Origin of the sequence: Tritonibacter multivorans (assembly GCF_001458415.1) — a bacterium.
In the GTDB taxonomy this organism is placed as follows: domain Bacteria; phylum Pseudomonadota; class Alphaproteobacteria; order Rhodobacterales; family Rhodobacteraceae; genus Epibacterium; species Epibacterium multivorans.
Genome location: NZ_CYSD01000012.1, coordinates 281,344 through 297,084 on the forward strand (window position 1 = coordinate 281,344; position 15,741 = coordinate 297,084).

At 60.1% G+C, this 15,741-nt stretch carries 16 protein-coding genes and 1 tRNA gene; 10 read left to right on the forward strand and 7 right to left on the reverse strand.

The window, feature by feature from the left end; all coding sequences use genetic code 11:
• The first annotated feature begins 32 nt into the window (after positions 1-32).
• Positions 33-1,502 carry a 3'-5' exonuclease gene (locus TRM7557_RS02600; protein WP_058288645.1) on the forward strand — a complete coding sequence of 490 codons (1,470 nt, stop codon included), beginning with the start codon at positions 33-35 and terminating at the stop codon, positions 1,500-1,502.
• Between the two features lie 6 nt (positions 1,503-1,508).
• Here the strand turns inward: TRM7557_RS02600 and pth are convergent, their stop codons facing one another.
• Entirely contained in the window at positions 1,509-2,234 is a 726-nt protein-coding gene (gene pth, locus TRM7557_RS02605) for an aminoacyl-tRNA hydrolase (protein ID WP_058288646.1), read from the reverse strand.
• Positions 2,235-2,530: 296 nt separating this feature from the next.
• Between pth and TRM7557_RS02610 the strand changes: the two genes are divergently transcribed.
• On the forward strand, positions 2,531-3,919 hold the full coding sequence (locus TRM7557_RS02610; protein WP_058288647.1) for a DUF3179 domain-containing (seleno)protein: 1,389 nt from the start codon (positions 2,531-2,533) through the stop codon (positions 3,917-3,919).
• Positions 3,920-3,983: 64 nt separating this feature from the next.
• Here TRM7557_RS02610 and TRM7557_RS02615 read toward each other — a convergent pair whose 3' ends face one another.
• A complete protein-coding gene (locus TRM7557_RS02615) occupies positions 3,984-4,607 on the reverse strand; it encodes a 50S ribosomal protein L25/general stress protein Ctc (protein WP_058288648.1) in 624 nt (207 codons plus the stop codon).
• A gap of 206 nt (positions 4,608-4,813) precedes the next feature.
• Here TRM7557_RS02615 and TRM7557_RS02620 point away from each other — a divergent pair, with 206 nt between their 5' ends.
• From TRM7557_RS02620 to TRM7557_RS02630, 3 genes are all read left to right on the forward strand, one after another.
• Positions 4,814-5,260 (forward strand): hypothetical protein, encoded by a 447-nt coding sequence (locus TRM7557_RS02620; protein ID WP_058288649.1) that lies wholly within the window; start codon positions 4,814-4,816, stop codon positions 5,258-5,260.
• Positions 5,250-5,945: an HTTM domain-containing protein gene (locus TRM7557_RS02625; RefSeq protein WP_058288650.1), complete on the forward strand. Its 696-nt coding sequence runs from the start codon at positions 5,250-5,252 to the stop codon at positions 5,943-5,945. Before TRM7557_RS02620 ends, TRM7557_RS02625 begins: the two co-directional genes overlap by 11 nt.
• A 65-nt stretch (positions 5,946-6,010) precedes the next feature.
• Positions 6,011-7,150: an MFS transporter gene (locus tag TRM7557_RS02630; RefSeq protein WP_058288651.1), complete on the forward strand. Its 1,140-nt coding sequence runs from the start codon at positions 6,011-6,013 to the stop codon at positions 7,148-7,150.
• Here TRM7557_RS02630 and TRM7557_RS02635 read toward each other — a convergent pair.
• The 3 genes from TRM7557_RS02635 to trpA form a co-directional block, all read right to left on the reverse strand.
• Entirely contained in the window at positions 7,147-8,313 is a 1,167-nt protein-coding gene (locus TRM7557_RS02635; protein WP_058288652.1) for an alpha-hydroxy acid oxidase, read from the reverse strand. The two genes, TRM7557_RS02630 and TRM7557_RS02635, sit on opposite strands and share 4 nt — an antisense overlap.
• 110 nt (positions 8,314-8,423) lie before the next feature.
• The gene (locus TRM7557_RS02640; RefSeq protein ID WP_058288653.1) at positions 8,424-9,146 is read right to left on the reverse strand and encodes a hypothetical protein; all 723 of its coding nucleotides are present in this window, start codon (positions 9,144-9,146) and stop codon (positions 8,424-8,426) included.
• Between the two features lie 88 nt (positions 9,147-9,234).
• Complete coding sequence (trpA, locus tag TRM7557_RS02645; RefSeq protein WP_058288654.1) at positions 9,235-10,026, reverse strand: tryptophan synthase subunit alpha; 792 nt, start codon at positions 10,024-10,026, stop codon at positions 9,235-9,237.
• Positions 10,027-10,451: 425 nt separating this feature from the next.
• Between trpA and ychF the strand changes: the two genes are divergently transcribed.
• The 5 genes from ychF to TRM7557_RS02670 all read left to right on the forward strand — a co-directional run bounded on the left by ychF (position 10,452) and on the right by TRM7557_RS02670 (position 14,666).
• Positions 10,452-11,549 (forward strand): redox-regulated ATPase YchF, encoded by a 1,098-nt coding sequence (gene ychF, locus TRM7557_RS02650; RefSeq protein ID WP_058288655.1) that lies wholly within the window; start codon positions 10,452-10,454, stop codon positions 11,547-11,549.
• A gap of 158 nt (positions 11,550-11,707) precedes the next feature.
• On the forward strand, positions 11,708-12,631 hold the full coding sequence (locus TRM7557_RS02655) for a nucleoside hydrolase (RefSeq protein WP_058288656.1): 924 nt from the start codon (positions 11,708-11,710) through the stop codon (positions 12,629-12,631).
• A gap of 140 nt (positions 12,632-12,771) precedes the next feature.
• Positions 12,772-13,929: a winged helix-turn-helix domain-containing protein gene (locus TRM7557_RS02660; RefSeq protein WP_058288657.1), complete on the forward strand. Its 1,158-nt coding sequence runs from the start codon at positions 12,772-12,774 to the stop codon at positions 13,927-13,929.
• A gap of 185 nt (positions 13,930-14,114) precedes the next feature.
• Positions 14,115-14,204: transfer RNA gene (locus TRM7557_RS02665), tRNA-Ser, on the forward strand.
• Positions 14,205-14,288: 84 nt separating this feature from the next.
• Positions 14,289-14,666, forward strand: a complete 378-nt coding sequence (locus TRM7557_RS02670) for a DUF2237 family protein (protein ID WP_058288658.1) — start codon at positions 14,289-14,291, stop codon at positions 14,664-14,666.
• A gap of 6 nt (positions 14,667-14,672) precedes the next feature.
• Here the strand turns inward: TRM7557_RS02670 and TRM7557_RS02675 are convergent, their stop codons facing one another.
• Together TRM7557_RS02675 and TRM7557_RS19945 are read right to left on the reverse strand one after the other, a co-directional pair.
• Entirely contained in the window at positions 14,673-15,188 is a 516-nt protein-coding gene (locus tag TRM7557_RS02675; protein ID WP_235811379.1) for a helix-turn-helix transcriptional regulator, read from the reverse strand.
• A complete protein-coding gene (locus tag TRM7557_RS19945) occupies positions 15,185-15,712 on the reverse strand; it encodes a hypothetical protein (RefSeq protein ID WP_074941865.1) in 528 nt (175 codons plus the stop codon). Before TRM7557_RS19945 ends, TRM7557_RS02675 begins: the two co-directional genes overlap by 4 nt.
• Positions 15,713-15,741: the final 29 nt, after the last annotated feature.

The following is a 15,741-nucleotide window of genomic DNA, read 5'->3' on the forward strand; positions in this document are numbered from 1 at the left end:
ATAAACCGGAACGCATGGGGAGGATGCGATCAATGGTTGAACTGACAAGAGACCACCCAGACCGGGTCAGCGAACGCGCCAGCACGCTGGCCCCAGCCAAACCCGAAGAAAGCCGCCTTTATCAAAAGCTCGGCCTCCGCCGCCGCTTTGCCCTGTTTTTTGCAGCCATTGCATTGGGCGGCAGCGCCATCCTCGCGCTGGCCTTGTGGTTTGGCCATCAGCGCGCAGGCGGGCCGGTCGAAGGATATGTCATCGCCTGGCTTTTGGCATCGTTGGGTCTGGCGGGCCTGTCGACCTGGATCGGCAGCCTGTTTGATGATCATGTCGCCAAGCCGATCCTTGCGCTCACAAACGAACTGGAAACGCGCGCCGAAGCGGATGTGAGCCGCGCTATTGACGACCGTGCCGCGCCCCACCTTGGCGCGCTTGCCCCCGCCGCCCGCGCCCTCCACGCGGTGCTGGAGGACACCCGCACCAGTCAGAAACGCGCTGTGGCGCAACAAACCGAAGCGCTGGAAACCAGCCGCCACCAATTGGAAACGCTTGTCCAATGTATGCCCGCCGGGGTTCTGGTTCTGTCCTCAACTGGTGAGGTTCTGCTGTCTGATGCCACTGCGCGCGCGTGCCTTGGGCCTGTGGGCTTGCACCGGCAGGTCGGGCTCTATGTGGATCCTGCGCCGCTTGAAGCCGCAATGGCAGAGTTGGGGCCCAAACCGGCAGGCGCCTGTTGCAAGGTGGCCCTTACCCGCCGCCAGCAACCTTTTGGCACCAGCCCAGAGATTACCTGCCGCCTGTCCGCTTTGGACGATGCAGGCGGGCGTTTGGGGTTTGTCGCCCTTCTGGAGGCAGAAGAGCGCAGCACAGAGCCCCCAGCGCTGACACCGCTGGCCTATGATTTTGCCGCCCCCATACAACAGGACAGCTGCGGTGTTCTGGCAACGCGCCAGTTTGTGGTGTTCGACACCGAAACCACAGGGCTCGACCCGGAAAAAGACACCGTGGTGCAGCTGTCTGCGGTGCGGATCGTGAACGGCAAAATCCAGTCGCAAGAAGTGTTCGACCGATTGGTGGATCCAGAACGTCCAATCCCCGCACGCACCACCGAAATCCACGGGATCACCAATGAGATGGTGAAAGGCGCTCCCAAACTGACTGAGGTGGCACAGGAGTTTGCAGCCTTCTGCGGTGACGCGGTGCTGGTGGCCCATAATGCGCCGTTTGATATGGGATTCTTGCAGGCACAGGCGCGCGCGGGGGGGCCATCTTTTGATGCCCCGACCCTTTGCACTGCACGTCTGTCGCAACATCTGTCCCCCAGCCTCAGCGGACATACGCTGGATGATCTGGCAGAACGCTACGATGTGGACCTGCCACCCGAAGCCCGTCACACCGCGCTTGGAGACGCGCTTGCCACCGCGGAGGTGCTGTTGAAAATGGTGCCCCGGCTCCATGATCGTGGGGTGCAGGGGGTGTCGGAAGCCGCGAAAATATCAGCCTCCTGACAAGGCTTAGCGGAATTTATCCATCAGCCGCTCCATTGCCGAGCGGGTGTCGGGAGCGGGCTCTGCAGGCTTGGCGCTTTTGGCAGGTTTTGGATCTGTCTCTGCGCGGGGCTTGCCGCTGGTCTTGTCAGGGGCGTTTTTGTCCCGGGTGGTCGAACTGCGCGGTGGCGCGACACGCAGAGCGACGGCGTTCATGAACTTGCCATTGTCGCCCCCCGCCAGCTCTGCTGCGCCATCCGAGATGCCGCGCATCAGATCATCCAGCCAGCCTTCATCGGCCTTGGGGAAATCACGCAGAACATAGCCCGCAACCGCATCTTTGTGGCCCGGATGGCCAATGCCCAGACGCACCCGGCCATAGTCCGCACCAATATGCGCATGGATCGACCGCAGGCCGTTGTGACCGGCGTGACCGCCGCCCTGTTTGACCCGGCATTTTCCCGGCGCGAGGTCCAATTCGTCATGTAAAACAACCACATCATCCGAGGTCAGCTTGTAAAATCGCATGGCCTCCCCCACCGATTGACCCGAGTTGTTCATGAACGTCTGCGGCTTGAGCAGGATCACTTTTTCGCTGCCCAGCTTGCCTTCGCTGACCTGCGCCTGAAACTTCGACTTCCACGGCGAAAACCCGTGATCGGATGCGATCTGATCCAACGCCATAAAGCCAATATTGTGGCGATTGCGTTCGTATTTCCCGCCAGGGTTTCCAAGGCCGACAAACAGTTTCATGGGCGTGCTCCGATCCGTAAGGCGCGGGGCAGAGCCCGCAAAAGTGCCGGATTTCGATATAGGCTCTGACGCCAAAAATCCAGAGCACGCGAACCAAGGGATGGGCCAAAGACAAACGGCACCTTTTGTGCACTTTATGTACACCCCCCGTACACCCCCCTGTACCCCCTCTTTACACCAGGGCGGCGACGGTCACGCCTCCGCTCACCAGAGCCTGAAGCTTTGTGATTGGCCTTGGATCCGCAAAGACGACACTGTTTGACGCAAGCCAATGCGCCCAGCCGAAGGAACAGCAAATGACCCAGCCCACAAAACACCCTCCCCAAACAGCACTCCGTGCGTTTTGTCTTGGCCTCGGCGTCAGCCTGTCTCTGGCGGGGCATCTGATGGCGCAGACCCCAGCTTTACCCGACTACATTGTTGCCGAATTCGGCAACCCTCCCCCGGTCCCCGACGGTCGGCTGAGCAAGGATCTGCGTCAGGCCGTGGAGGTGGCCTTTGTCGACAGTATGCGACACTCCAGTTGGGGACAGGATCAGGCCATCGCGCTGGAGGAGATTGCCGCCTCTGGCGATCCACGGCTGGTCTGGATCATATCCGACCTGATGCGGTTTGCGCCGGGCCGTGCGCTGAATGCGCAACTGGCGGATGCGGCCAGTCGGTTGCTGAACACCCAGATCTCTGGCCAGAACCCTTGGGGCGACACCACAGATGTGCTCATCGCATGGGACATTCCCGCCCCGCCCGGATATCTCAAGGTCAAACGGGCCATTTTCACAACGGTGGTGCCCGCGTGGGACAAGCTGTTTGTCAAAGGCGACATTGACTGGCGACATGTCAGTTGGGGCGGCGTGCTGATTGATGATCGACCGTTCGGACAGACCGACGCGCGCTGCAACTGTATTCCCGCCGCAGACAACCCACCCGTGACCACCGCGTCCGAAGCCGGGTGGTTGCAAGACAGCGACATTGTCTTTGGCGTGGAAGTGAACGGGGAGGCCCGTGCCTATCCCCGCCAGATCATGGAAGTGCGCGAAATGGTCAATGACACGCTGGGCGGACGCGATCTGGGTTTGCCCTATTGCACCCTTTGCGGTGCGGCGCAGGCCTATTTCACCGATCGCATTCCGGGTGGGGTCAAACGGCCAACCCTGCGCACCTCGGGTCTGCTGATCCGGTCGAACAAGGTGATGTATGACCTGGAGACCTATTCTGTCTTTGACACCTTCAAAGGCCATGCTGTGACCGGCCCGCTGGCCCGCAAGGGGGTGCAGCTGGAACAGGCCAGCGTGGTCACCACCACCTGGGGCGACTGGCGCCGCGCGCACCCTGACACAACGGTGCTGGACGAACGGCTGGCACTGGGGCGGGATTTTGATTTCCGCAACACCCGCGATGCCAATGGTCCGATTTTCCCCATTGGCGATGTGGACCCGCGCCTGTCGGTGCAAGAGGACATTATTGGCATTGTCACCGCTTCGGGGCGCCCTGTGGCGTTCCAACGCAGCAAGGCGGTCAGCGCCCTGACCCGTGGGCGCGAGGTGGCGTTTGAAAACGTGCGGCTGGTGATGGATGGCGGCGGGGTGCGCGCCGTAGATGCTTCGGGCCGTGATCTGGGCAGCCATCAGGCCTTCTGGTTTGCCTGGTCGCAGTTTTATCCCAACACCGTCCTTTGGGAAGGCTGATCCCGCAAACGCAAACGGGCTCCCACAAGGGGAGCCCGTCGTAATCTTCCCTTGCGGGAGAGATTTATGCTTCTGCAGCGGCTTCTTCTTCGCCTTCTTCCGCTTCTGCGGACGCCAGACCGGCCGGAGCGGCCAGGTTTGCGATCACGAAGTCACGGTCGATGGTCGGCTTGGAGCCTGCGGGCAGTTCGATGTCCGAGATGTTGATCACGTCACCGATGTTTTTGCCGGTCAGGTCAACAACCAGCTTCTCGGGGATGTCACCTGCGGTCACGATCAGCTCAACCTCGGCGCGGACAACGGTCAGAACGCCGCCCTTTTTGATGCCGGGCGCTGCTTCTTCGTTGATGAACTCAACCGGGATGTACAGGTTGATTTTCGAAGTGCGGCGCAGGCGCATCAGGTCGAAGTGGGTCGGCAGGTCTTTGACAACATCACGCTGGACGTCGCGGCAGATCACACGAACGTCGTCGTGGCCTTCAACTTTCAGGTTCCACAGGGTGGACTTGAATTTGCCTGCTTTCAGTTTCTTCAGCAGAACGTTGAAGGGGATCTGGATTGCGAGCGGCTCAGCGTCGCCACCAAAAACAACACCAGGTACCATTTCCGCGCGACGCGCGGCGCGAGCGGCGCCCTTGCCTGTCCCCGCACGAACCTGGCACTCAAGATCAGGAATCTCATTCGCCATTGTAATTCTCCAATATGACTAGAGGGGTGCCTCCAAGGCTGTCACCCCGATGAAGCCGCGTCCTTATACGGAAATCGCCAAATTGGGAACCCCTCGGGCCCGCATTTCCCGCAAAGACCGGGAACCGGTTGTTAAATCCCCCGGATTAAAGTGGTTTGACCCGTCCTTGTCCCCCCGTCGCCGTGTTGTCCCCCGGAGCTTTGACCTTGTTGCGCCTGATCTCCCTGTTGTTGCCAGCGCTGATTCCCTCCTGGCGTTTCTTCAAGACCGTCGCCCCCTCGCCGCGCGTGGAATACCGCCTGCTGCACCGTGGGGAGGCAGGCGACTGGCAAGAGGACCGGCCCCGCCCGGCGCATCTGTCGTTTTTTACGATGCTGCGACGCATGCTTTGGAACCCCGCGTGGAACGAACAGCTGTTCATGGTCAGCTGCGCCGAACGGCTGGTCGAAGCAGACAGCCCCCATTCCAGCGCCCACAGCGAGGACGAAATCAACCGCCGGATTGCCCGCCTGCTGCCAATGGCCGACGACACAGAGCTGCAGTTCCGACTGGTGTTCTGGTACCGGGACGGTGCACAGCTGGTCAAAGAGGTCGAATTTGAAAGCACCCCCGTGCCGGTCAACAGCCTGAGGGTCCGCAGCCATGACTATTGAACTGGCCCTGCGCCTGAGCGAAATCCTTCTTGCCTTTGCCCTGTTTCAACAAAGCCTCGAACAGCTGGCGGTACGCTATGCCTGGGCCGACCCGCTGGTGTTTGCCGTACGTCTTGCGCTGTGTCTGCCGCTGATTGCCGGGCTGGAGGTCACCTTGGTGCTGGCGGCGCTTTGGGGGATCGGATTGTGGCAGCTGTGGCGGTATCAGGGCCCCTATAATGGCGGCAGCGACAAGATGACCCTGCTGATCCTGACCTGCCTGCTGCTGGCCCATGCCGCGCCAACGCAATTCTGGTCGGAAATGGCGCTGTCGTACCTCGCGGTGCAGCTGGTACTGTCTTATTTCGTGTCGGGGTGGATCAAAGTCATCAATCCTGAATGGCAAAAGGGCGAGGCACTGCGCGATGTGTTCCGGTTCTCGGCCTACCCGGTGAGCGAGGGGCTGCGCGCACTGGCGGATCGGCCCCTATTCCTGCTGGCCATGGGCTGGGCGGTCATCCTGCTGGAGCTGGCCTTTCCGCTGACCCTACTGGACCCGCTGGCGCTAAAGATTGCCTTGGCCTGCACCGCAGCCTTCCATTTCTCCAACGCCTGTTTCTTTGGGCTGAACCGGTTCTTCTGGATCTGGATCTGCGCTTACCCGTCGCTGATCTGGTTTCAGGATCGTATTGTCGGGTCGATCTGAGGCGACCCTTGCACTTCTGTAAATGAAATCTTGCTCCACGGCCGGGGATCTGCAACCTCGGCCGCATGGATCTGAGAAAAGACATCGCCGCCAGCTGGGTGCCGCTGAAAGCCTTCATTCTGATGGGGCTGTTCTGGGGGGCCTTTGGCGCCTATGTGCCCGAAATCAAAGCTCAGGCGGGGCTGAGCGACGGTCAGTTTGGCCTTGCGCTTTTGTGCGGCGCCTTTGGCGGCTTGGCGGCCATGTGGGCGGCCCCGCGCGTGGACCGCGGCTGGGGCGGATGGGCCATGGTGGGGGCAGCGGGACTGTTGATCGCCAGCTTTGCCTTGCCCGGTCTGGCGCAAAACTGGCCTATGTTTGCGGTGGCCATGCTGGCCTGCATGGGCACCTCTGGTCTGCTGGACGTGGTGATGAACGTCCGCCTCAGCGGGATCGAAGCCGAAAGCGGCCGCCCGTTGATGAACCTGAACCACGCCGTCTATTCTTTCGCTTACGGCGGCGCGGCGCTGGTGGCCGGGCTTGCCCGCGAAAACGGCGTGTCCGCACAGGTGTTTTTTATGTGTGTCTGCGCGCTTTCGCTGGGTCTGGCCATGGGCCTGTACCATGTGTCAACCGATCGCTCTACCGAAGACAAAAGCGCCGAAACGCGCTTGCCCGTCCTGCTGATCGCGTTGGCCGGGATCGCGGCGGCCATTGGTTTTGTTGCCGAACAGGCCACCGACAACTGGTCAGCGTTGCATCTGGAGCGGTCTTATGGCGGCAGCGCAGCTGAGGGCGCGCTGGGGCCTGCGATGCTGGGCTTTACCATGGGGCTCGGCCGAATGTGGGGGCAAGTTGTGCTGGCCCGCCTGTCCGAGGGCCGCGTTCTGCGTCTGGCAGCCCTTGTTTCTGCGGCGGGCACGGTGTTGGCCGCCTGGGCACCGAGCAAAGGGCTGGCGATCCTTGGCTTTGCTGTTCTTGGCCTTGGCGTGTCGGTTGTTGCGCCCATGGTATTGGCCTGGGTTGGCAAGACCGTTGCAGCCAAAACCCGCCCCATGGCGATTTCCCGGGTGGTGTTTGTCAGCTATTCCGGCTTCTTCCTTGGCCCACCTGCACTGGGGCTCTTGGCGCAGATGTTTGGCCTGCCCATCGCCTTTACGGTGCTGGCAGGCCTTCTGGCGCTGATCGCAGTGGTCTTGGTGCCGGGGATGCGAAAAGCTGCTTAAGGGGCCCAGGTGCCGGTGAAATCAGCCGGAACAAGCAGGTTGTGCCGTCCAAGGTTTTCCACCGCCTTCTCCCCGCACAGCGCCATCGTGGTGTCGAGTTCTTTGTGGATCACCTCCAACGCCTGCGTCACCCCCGCCTGTCCCATCGCCCCCAGCCCATAGACAAAGGCCCGGCCAATCATCGTACCCTTCGCGCCCAGCGCCAGCGCTTTCAGCACGTCCTGACCTGCCCGGATCCCGCTGTCGAGGTGCACCTCAACGTCGCCACCGACGGCATCCATGATCTCGGGCAGAACCTTGATCGACGACAGCGCGCCGTCCAGCTGACGGCCGCCGTGGTTTGACACGGTGATCGCATCCGCGCCCAGTTTCGCAGCCATTTTGGCATCCTCGGCATCCAAGATCCCCTTCAGGATCACCTTGCCGCCCCACATGTTCATCAGGGTTTCCACCTTACCCCAATCCAGCGAGGGGTCGAATTGCTCGGCCGTCCAGGTGCCCAGCGAACGAGTGTCGGTGATGGTGTCCACATGGCCCACGATATTGCCAAACTCGCGCCGTTTTGCGCCCAGCATTTCAATGCCCCAGGTCCATTTGGTCATCAGGTTTGCAATGGTCTTGGGCGTCAGTTTTGGCGGGGCCGACAGGCCGTTTTTCAGATCCTTATGACGCTGGCCCAGAATTTGCAGATCCAGCGTAATCACCAGCGCCGAACATTTGGCGGCCTTTGCGCGTTCGATCAGGCGGCGGGTATAGTCCATGTCCCGCATGGTATAGAGCTGGAACCAAAAGGGTTTGGTGGTCGCCTCCGCCACGTCTTCGATCGAATTGATCGACATGGTGGACAGGGTGAAGGGCACGCCAAAGGCTTCGGCGGCGCGGGCGGCTTTGATCTCTCCGTCGGCGTGCTGCATCCCCGTCAGACCCACAGGGGCCAAGGCCACAGGCATGGCCACATCCTGACCAATCATCTGACTGGCGGTCGAGCGCCCCGCCATATCCACGGCCACCCGCTGACGCAGGCGGATCTGGTCGAAATCTGTGGTGTTTTCGCGAAAGGTCTGTTCGGTCCAACTGCCGCTTTCGCAGTAGTCAAAGAACATCCGTGGCACGCGACGTTCATGCAGGCGTTTGAGATCCTCAATCGTGGTAATAACCGGCATAAAATCCTCCCGCGCCTGTCTGGTAAGAATTTCTAACCAGTGACGGTGCTATCGGGCAAGAGTCTTATCCGTAAAAGGAAACGGCGACCCGAAGGCCGCCGTGTTTGGCATCAGTCTGATGTGGTTGAGGCAAGCTGCAATTCGGCCTTTTCATAGGCAAGGCACAACGCCGTTGCTGAAAGGCAGGTGCTGAACATGCCGATCAGTTCGAACATCACATTTGGGACCAGACCATCGGTTTGTGCCGGGAATAGCAAAACCACGACCAACGTGGCAAAGGTAACCAAACCAGGGCCAACCACAAAACGCAGGAGGGTAATCCAAAATGTCTTGCGTCCACGCTCGAACGCCCGGTCAAGGGCGGCGTCGCCACCAATCGCTGCGGCGGGAAAAACGGTGCCGATCAACGCGAGTGCGACGCCCAAAGTTGTGACGGTCCCAATCACACCAAAAAGGACTACAAGGCCCGAAATGTCGGCGGCCAAGCCGTCAAAAAGGCTCGCACTGCCAAATGTGATAAGCAGCATAATCGCAACCAAAAAGATCATAAACACCCCTGACCGCCAAAAGAACGGCCAAGTGCCACCTGCAAGTGGGTTCGTCTCGTCTTTCGCTCCAACCGACCCTCGCCATATCCATTTATTGGAAACCGGCTCTTTGGCGAGCAGGAGCTTGTGACAGTAAAGGGCGATCAATGTGTAAACGACAAAGGATGCGCCCGCGTTATCGCCGAACCCGAAATGCTCAATCGCAAGAAACAGGGCCGCTATAAAGGCGAAGAAAGGGAAATACCCAAAGAACAGCCCAAAGCTGCGACGGTAAAGTTCAATCATATTTTGAGACCAAAAGTGTTTTTAAATTCAGTGTAATAAAAAAGGAAACGGCGTCCAAAGGACGCCGCTGTAAGCTCAGAGTGCAGGCTTAACCCCGATGCGCGCCTTCGGCGAGGGAGGCGACAAACTCCAGCACCTCAGACGGCGACTTGCCTGCGCCGATTTGGCTGACAATGGCAGAGCCCACAACCGCGCCATCCGCGACCTTCGCGATGTTTTCGGCTTTCTCCGGCGTGTTGATGCCAAAGCCCACAATCACCGGCAGGTCGGTAGAGGCTTTGATACGGGCCACTTCCGGCCCAACATTGGTGGCTTGGGCCTCGGCTGCGCCGGTGATGCCGGTGATCGACACGTAATAGACAAAGCCAGAGGTGTTCTGCAGCACCTTGGGCAGGCGCTTGTCATCTGTGGTCGGCGTCGCCAGACGGATGAAGTTCAAACCAGCCGCTTGTGCGGGAATGCACAGCTCTTCGTCTTCTTCGGGCGGCAGGTCCACCACGATCAGACCGTCAATGCCCGCAGCCTTCGCATCGGCCAGGAACTTGTCCACCCCATGGGAATAGATCGGGTTATAATAGCCCATCAGCACGATCGGCGTGGTGTCGTCAGTCTTGCGGAAATCCGCCGCCAGCTGCAGCGTCTTGTTCAGCGTCATGCCCACGTCGAGCGCGCGCTGACCGGCCAGCTGAATGGTCGGGCCATCGGCCATCGGGTCGGTGAACGGCAGGCCCAGCTCAATAATATCAACGCCTGCGCCCGGCAGGCCCTTCACGACCTCGAGCGAGGTGTCATAGTCCGGGTCGCCGGCCATCACATAGGTCACAAAGGCCTTTTTGCCCTGGGCGTTGAGTTCGGCAAATTTCGCATCAATGCGTGTCATGTGCGGCTCCCTAAATATCGTCCCGACGGGAGTGCCAGAGAGAGGCCGCAAGGGCAAGAGGTCTTGGCCCCCTACCCCCGTTTCATACGCCACGTGAACGGCTTTCAGCCTTCTTGTGGGTGCAGCATGATCATTCAATGGGTGCCGAAGTGGTTCTTTGCCAAGCCTGCATCAGCCCCATATCCGGGTCGCGTCATCGTCGGCGCCCCCCAAAAAACCGAGAGCCCTGCCTTCGGGCGCGCGACCTCTCGCGTTAAAGAATCAGAAGCAACTGGCAGGCCTCTGCGCGGCTGTGCGGATGGCCGCCCTGTGGGAACATGGTTAAACACCTCGTCACTTCGCAAGAATTAACCCGTGAAACGCCTGCCGGCTTGTGCATTGGCCCCAGCCCGACTAAGAGCATCCCAAGCGAAAAGGAGCGCAACATGGGCTTTAAAATGGGTATTGTCGGCCTGCCGAATGTGGGCAAATCGACCACCTTCAATGCACTGACAAAAACCGCAGCCGCGCAGGCGGCGAACTTCCCCTTCTGCACCATTGAACCCAATGTGGGCGATGTGGGCGTTCCGGACGCGCGTCTGGACAAGCTGGCGGCCATTGCCACCTCCAAGCAGATCATTCCCACCCGCATGACCTTTGTGGACATTGCCGGTCTAGTGAAGGGCGCGTCGAAAGGCGAAGGTCTGGGCAACCAGTTCCTTGCAAACATCCGCGAAGTGGACGCAATCGCCCATGTGCTGCGCTGTTTTGAGGACAAGGACGTCACCCACGTCGAGGACCGCATTGACCCGGTGGCCGATGCTGAAACCATCGAGACAGAGCTGATGCTGGCCGATCTGGAAAGCATTGAGAAGCGCCGCGCCAACCTCGTGCGCAAGCTGAAGGGCAATGACAAAGAAGCCCAGCAGCAGGATCGTCTGCTGCAAGAGGCGCAGGAGATGCTGGAAAGCGGCAAGCCCGCGCGTCTGGTTGAGGTCGATGCCGAGGACGCCAAAGCCTGGTCCATGCTGCAGCTGCTGACCACCAAGCCGGTTCTCTACGTCTGCAATGTGGGCGAGTCCGAAAGCGTTGAGGGCAACGAACACTCCAAAGCGGTGGCGGAAATGGCCGCCGCCCAAGGCAACAGCCATGTGATCATCTCGGCTCAGATCGAAGAAGAGATCAGCCAGCTGGAAGCCGATGAGGCCGCCATGTTCCTCGAGGAGATGGGTCTGGCCGAGGCTGGTCTCGATCGTCTGATCCGTGCGGGTTACGAACTTTTGCAGCTGGAAACCTATTTCACCGTTGGTCCGAAAGAGGCCCGCGCCTGGACCATCAAAAAGGGCACCCTTGCCCCGCAGGCGGCTGGCGTCATCCACGGTGATTTCGAAAAGGGTTTCATCCGCGCCGAAACCATCGCCTATGACGACTACATCGCCTGCAACGGCGAAAGCGGTGCCAAGGAAGCGGGCAAGATGCGCGCAGAAGGCAAGAGCTATCTGGTGCAGGACGGCGACGTCATGCATTTCCTGTTCAACACCTGATCTTCACCGCAGGACTGAAAGATTGCCGCCCGCCTCCTTTGGAGGCAGGCCATTTTATTGATACACTTATCGCTTATTCCGAACGGCGAGACTGTTGAGTGCGGATAGGGCCGCCGCTAAGGTCGCTCAATTCCGCAAGACGAAGGACGAGAAGAGACATGACCACCAAGCTGATTATCGACACGGATCCCGGCATCGATGATGCAATGGCGATTTTTTATGCCGCAGCGGCCCCTGATATTGAGCTGCTGGGCCTGACCTCCATCTTCGGCAATGTGACCACGGAAATGGCGGCTCGCAATGCGCTGCGCCTGCTGGAAGCCGCCGGTCTGGATCTGCCGGTGGCACAGGGCGCGCCCAAGCCGCTGGAACTGCCGCCCTTCCCGCCGTCGGCAAATGTGCATGGCGACGAAGGCTTTGGCGACATCCCCGCCGCAGAGCCCAAGGGCAAGATCATCGAAGAAGACGCCGCAGACTTCCTGATCCGCATGGCACGTGAACACAAAGGCGAACTGGTGGTTTGCCCGGTTGGCCCACTGACCAATATCGCCATCGCCATCCAGCGTGACCCTGATTTCGTGCACAACTGCAAGAACATCGTCATCATGGGCGGGTCGCTGGAAGAAGGCGGCAATATCACGCCCCACGCCGAAGCCAACATCTATCACGACCCGCATGCGGCCGAAGTGGTCTGTGCCGCCGGTGGCAATGTCACGCTGGTTGGCCTGGACGTCACCCACCGCATTCTCTGTGTGCCGGAAGACTTTGACGCGATCAAAGCCGCCAGCCCCGAACTGGGCGGCATGCTGAAGCAGATGAGCGTCTTCTACATCAAGTTCTACCAAGAGGTCGCGGGCCTGAATGGTTGTTCCCTGCACGACCCGGCGGCTGTGATCTGCTGCACCCACCCAGAGTTGTTTGAAACCCGCGCCGTGCCGATCACCGTCTCCTGCGAGGGCGAAACCTCGGGCGCGACCCTGCTCTCTGACGACGCCGCGCGCGGCGTGACCCATGTGGCGATGAAAGTGAAAGCGGACGAGGTCAAAGACCTGTTCATGAAGCGCCTCGCGCTGCTGCCCTAAGCTGCGCACGCGCACAAGATCAGAGGGGAGGTTCCGGCCTCCCCTTTTTTGTGCCCGCTCCGCGCCGCTCGCTGCAGATTTTCCTTTCTTCAGCCGCCCCATCGTGGAACAAAAAGGAAACAAAAAGAGGGGAGCAGCGCATGGCCACCTTAAAAATCGACAATCGCACCGCCCGGGGCCTTTGGTTGACCTCGCATGGCCTCGCGCAGGCGCCGACGGGCCCGCTGGATACGCTTGGGCTGATCCAGGCCTTGGGCTTTGTACAGCTCGATACCATTCAGGTGGTGTCCCGCGCCCATCATCACATTCTATGGAGCCGCAACCAGAACTACCGCGAGAGCATGCTCGACCCGCTGTTGCGCGACAGGCGGCAGGTGTTTGAACATTTCACCCATGATGCCTCGGTCCTGCCAATGGCGTTCCTGCCCATGTGGCAGCGGCAGTTTGACCGCAAGCGGGAACAGGTGGGGCGCTCCAACTGGTTTGGCAAACATCTGGACCCGGACCTGATCAAGGACGTCCTGCGCCGGATCCGCGACGAGGGGCCGCTGTCGACGCAAGCCTTCGACACAAAGGTCACTGGCACCAAGGCCATGTGGCAGCGTCCCCCCCATAAGATGGTGCTGGACTACCTATGGTATTCCGGGGAACTCGCGACCTCGCACCGCGACGGTTTCACCAAATTCTATGATCTCGCGGAACGGGTATTCCCGCAGGATCGCCCTGTCCTGACCGACCGGGACCAGATCACCCAGCTGTGCGAAACAGCCCTTGATCGGCTGGGGTTTGGCACCCTGACCGAAATCCGCAAATTCTGGGACGCCTGCGACGCGCCAGAGGCCAAGGCCTGGGCCGAGGCGACGCAACCGCTCGAGGTCGAGGTGCAAGGCGCAGATGGCAGCTGGACCAAAGCGCTGGCCGCCGCAGATATTGAGGCGCGGATCAGCACCCTCAAGGACCCCACGTCTCGGCTGCGCATTCTCAACCCTTTTGACCCCGCGATCCGCGACCGCACACGCCTGTCGCGGCTGTTTGGCTTTGACTACACCGTGGAGATGTTTGTCCCGGCCGCCAAACGGCAATGGGGCTACTACGTCTACCCGCTTTTGGAGGGGAACCGTTTTGTCGGTCGGATCGAAGCCAAAGGTGACCGTAAAACCGGCTGTCTGACCCTGACAAATTATTGGGTCGAGTCCGACCGCCTGCGCACTCCGAAACGCCAGGCCAAGCTCGAGGCAGAGCTGACGCGCCTGGCAAAACTCGCCGGTCTGAAGCAGCTGCTCTGGGCACCGGCTTGATACAGACGCGACACAGGCTTTGGGTCAAAACCCGCTGTCTGCGCATAAGGCTCTGCCCGCTGAACCTCGTGAAATCCTTATGAAAACTTACCCCACCACCCCGCAGCTACGGCAGACGCAAAACCGTCGCAGAAATTTCAAAAAACCGCTTGTCTCTCCTGACGGTGGGACATATACGGGTCAACGGAGACGTGGCCGAGTGGTCGAAGGCGCTCCCCTGCTAAGGGAGTAGGCGGGAAACCGTCTCGAGGGTTCGAATCCCTTCGTCTCCGCCATTATCACCTGTAGATTGATAATTGCTGCCAACGCCGTTACCAAGTAATGGCACCATAGGCTTTGGCATAACCGCAGGTATTTCCATGGAAAAAGACGACAGTATCAATGTTCTGGGCAGCGCGCTTGTTGCATGCTCTCATGATCCGCTGACCGGATTCTTCCGGGATGGGGCCTGCAACACCTGTGCCCAGGACGAAGGCAGCCACACCGTCTGCGCCGTGATGACCGAAGAATTCCTCGCCTATTCCAAATATGTCGGAAATGACCTGTCGACCCCACGCCCGGAGTTTCGCTTCAAAGGGCTGAAGCCCGGCGACAGCTGGTGCCTCTGTGCGGGGCGTTTCCTGCAGGCGGCGGACGAAGGCTGCGCGCCAAAAGTCCACCTTGAAGGCACCCATCAACGGGCATTGGACATTGTGCCGCTTGAGGTTCTGCAGAAACATTCGGTGAAGGTGAACTAAGCCCCCTTAAGGTAGTCTGGGGTTGATCAGATCCTCAATGAACAGCCCCAGCAACTGAGGCCGCCCGGACACATTGGCTTTGCGGTAGACGGCATTGGTCTGCGCTTTGACCGTGCCTTCTGATGTGCTGCGCAGGGTTGCGATTTCGGCTGTTGTGCAGCCCTTGACCAGAAACAGCGCCACATCCCGCTCTGCCGGTGTCAGCCGCCAGTCCGCAAAGCTTTCCTCCAGCACATCCATATAGGTACCAGAGGCCAGTCGCAGGCTGGTCTCAACACGTTTCTTGCGCTGAATGGCTCGCCACAAAAGCGAAGCACTGACAATCATACCCACAAGCAGCCCGGTGATCGCGCCGATTTCGACCAGTTCGTAGATCGCCCAGGCGATGGGGGAAAGCCAAAGCCCAGCAACCCACTGAACACGTCCCAGAGCAAAAAACCACCGCAGCTCAGCTGAAGCGCCATCAAAATGGCAAAGCCCAAAAGGCCCTTCACAACGCGCGCCCCCAGCTGTGTATGTCAATCGTCATTGTCACCACCGTCGCTGTCGCCACCGCTGTCACTGTCACTGTCGCGATCATCGTCACTGTCGTCGTCGCGATCATCGTCGCTGTCGTCGTCGCGATCATCGTCACTGTCGTCGTCGCGATCATCGTCGCTGTCGTCGTCGCGATCATCGTCGCTGTCGTCGTCGCGATCATCGTCGTCGCGATCGCCGCCTGTTTCGCCATCGTCTTCATCTTCGCGATCTTCATCGTCAGCATCGTGTTCGGCGCCAGAGGCCTCCTCTTCATCGTCATCTGCCGCGTCAAAATAATCGCGCAGCACGGCCCCTGAAGATGGATTGAGGACGATTTCCCGCGAGCCCTCGGGCCCCTCAGCGGTGATCCGGACGCGCCCGAGGAGAGTCCGGCGCGTATACACCTTGGAATACCCATCCTCGACAAGGCTTCGCACGATCCGCTCCTGCGCTGTTTCAGCCTGCGCCGCCCCAACCCAAAGGGTCAGGACGGCTACAGCACACAGGCGCAATATAGGCCGCGTCATAGGCCTGTCCGATCAAAGGCACAGCCTAC

What these genes read in the sequence shown, in the direction of transcription:
- TRM7557_RS02600 (WP_058288645.1), top strand. Translation starts at nt 33, where the DNA reads ATGGTTGAACTGACAAGAGACCACCCAGACCGGGTCAGCGAACGCGCC.
- pth (WP_058288646.1), bottom strand. Translation starts at nt 2,234, where the DNA reads ATGAAACTGTTTGTCGGCCTTGGAAACCCTGGCGGGAAATACGAACGC.
- TRM7557_RS02610 (WP_058288647.1), top strand. Translation starts at nt 2,531, where the DNA reads ATGACCCAGCCCACAAAACACCCTCCCCAAACAGCACTCCGTGCGTTT.
- TRM7557_RS02615 (WP_058288648.1), bottom strand. Translation starts at nt 4,607, where the DNA reads ATGGCGAATGAGATTCCTGATCTTGAGTGCCAGGTTCGTGCGGGGACA.
- TRM7557_RS02625 (WP_058288650.1), top strand. Translation starts at nt 5,250, where the DNA reads ATGACTATTGAACTGGCCCTGCGCCTGAGCGAAATCCTTCTTGCCTTT.
- TRM7557_RS02630 (WP_058288651.1), top strand. Translation starts at nt 6,011, where the DNA reads ATGGATCTGAGAAAAGACATCGCCGCCAGCTGGGTGCCGCTGAAAGCC.
- TRM7557_RS02635 (WP_058288652.1), bottom strand. Translation starts at nt 8,313, where the DNA reads ATGCCGGTTATTACCACGATTGAGGATCTCAAACGCCTGCATGAACGT.
- TRM7557_RS02640 (WP_058288653.1), bottom strand. Translation starts at nt 9,146, where the DNA reads ATGATTGAACTTTACCGTCGCAGCTTTGGGCTGTTCTTTGGGTATTTC.
- trpA (WP_058288654.1), bottom strand. Translation starts at nt 10,026, where the DNA reads ATGACACGCATTGATGCGAAATTTGCCGAACTCAACGCCCAGGGCAAA.
- ychF (WP_058288655.1), top strand. Translation starts at nt 10,452, where the DNA reads ATGGGCTTTAAAATGGGTATTGTCGGCCTGCCGAATGTGGGCAAATCG.
- TRM7557_RS02655 (WP_058288656.1), top strand. Translation starts at nt 11,708, where the DNA reads ATGACCACCAAGCTGATTATCGACACGGATCCCGGCATCGATGATGCA.
- TRM7557_RS02660 (WP_058288657.1), top strand. Translation starts at nt 12,772, where the DNA reads ATGGCCACCTTAAAAATCGACAATCGCACCGCCCGGGGCCTTTGGTTG.
- TRM7557_RS02670 (WP_058288658.1), top strand. Translation starts at nt 14,289, where the DNA reads ATGGAAAAAGACGACAGTATCAATGTTCTGGGCAGCGCGCTTGTTGCA.
- TRM7557_RS19945 (WP_074941865.1), bottom strand. Translation starts at nt 15,712, where the DNA reads ATGACGCGGCCTATATTGCGCCTGTGTGCTGTAGCCGTCCTGACCCTT.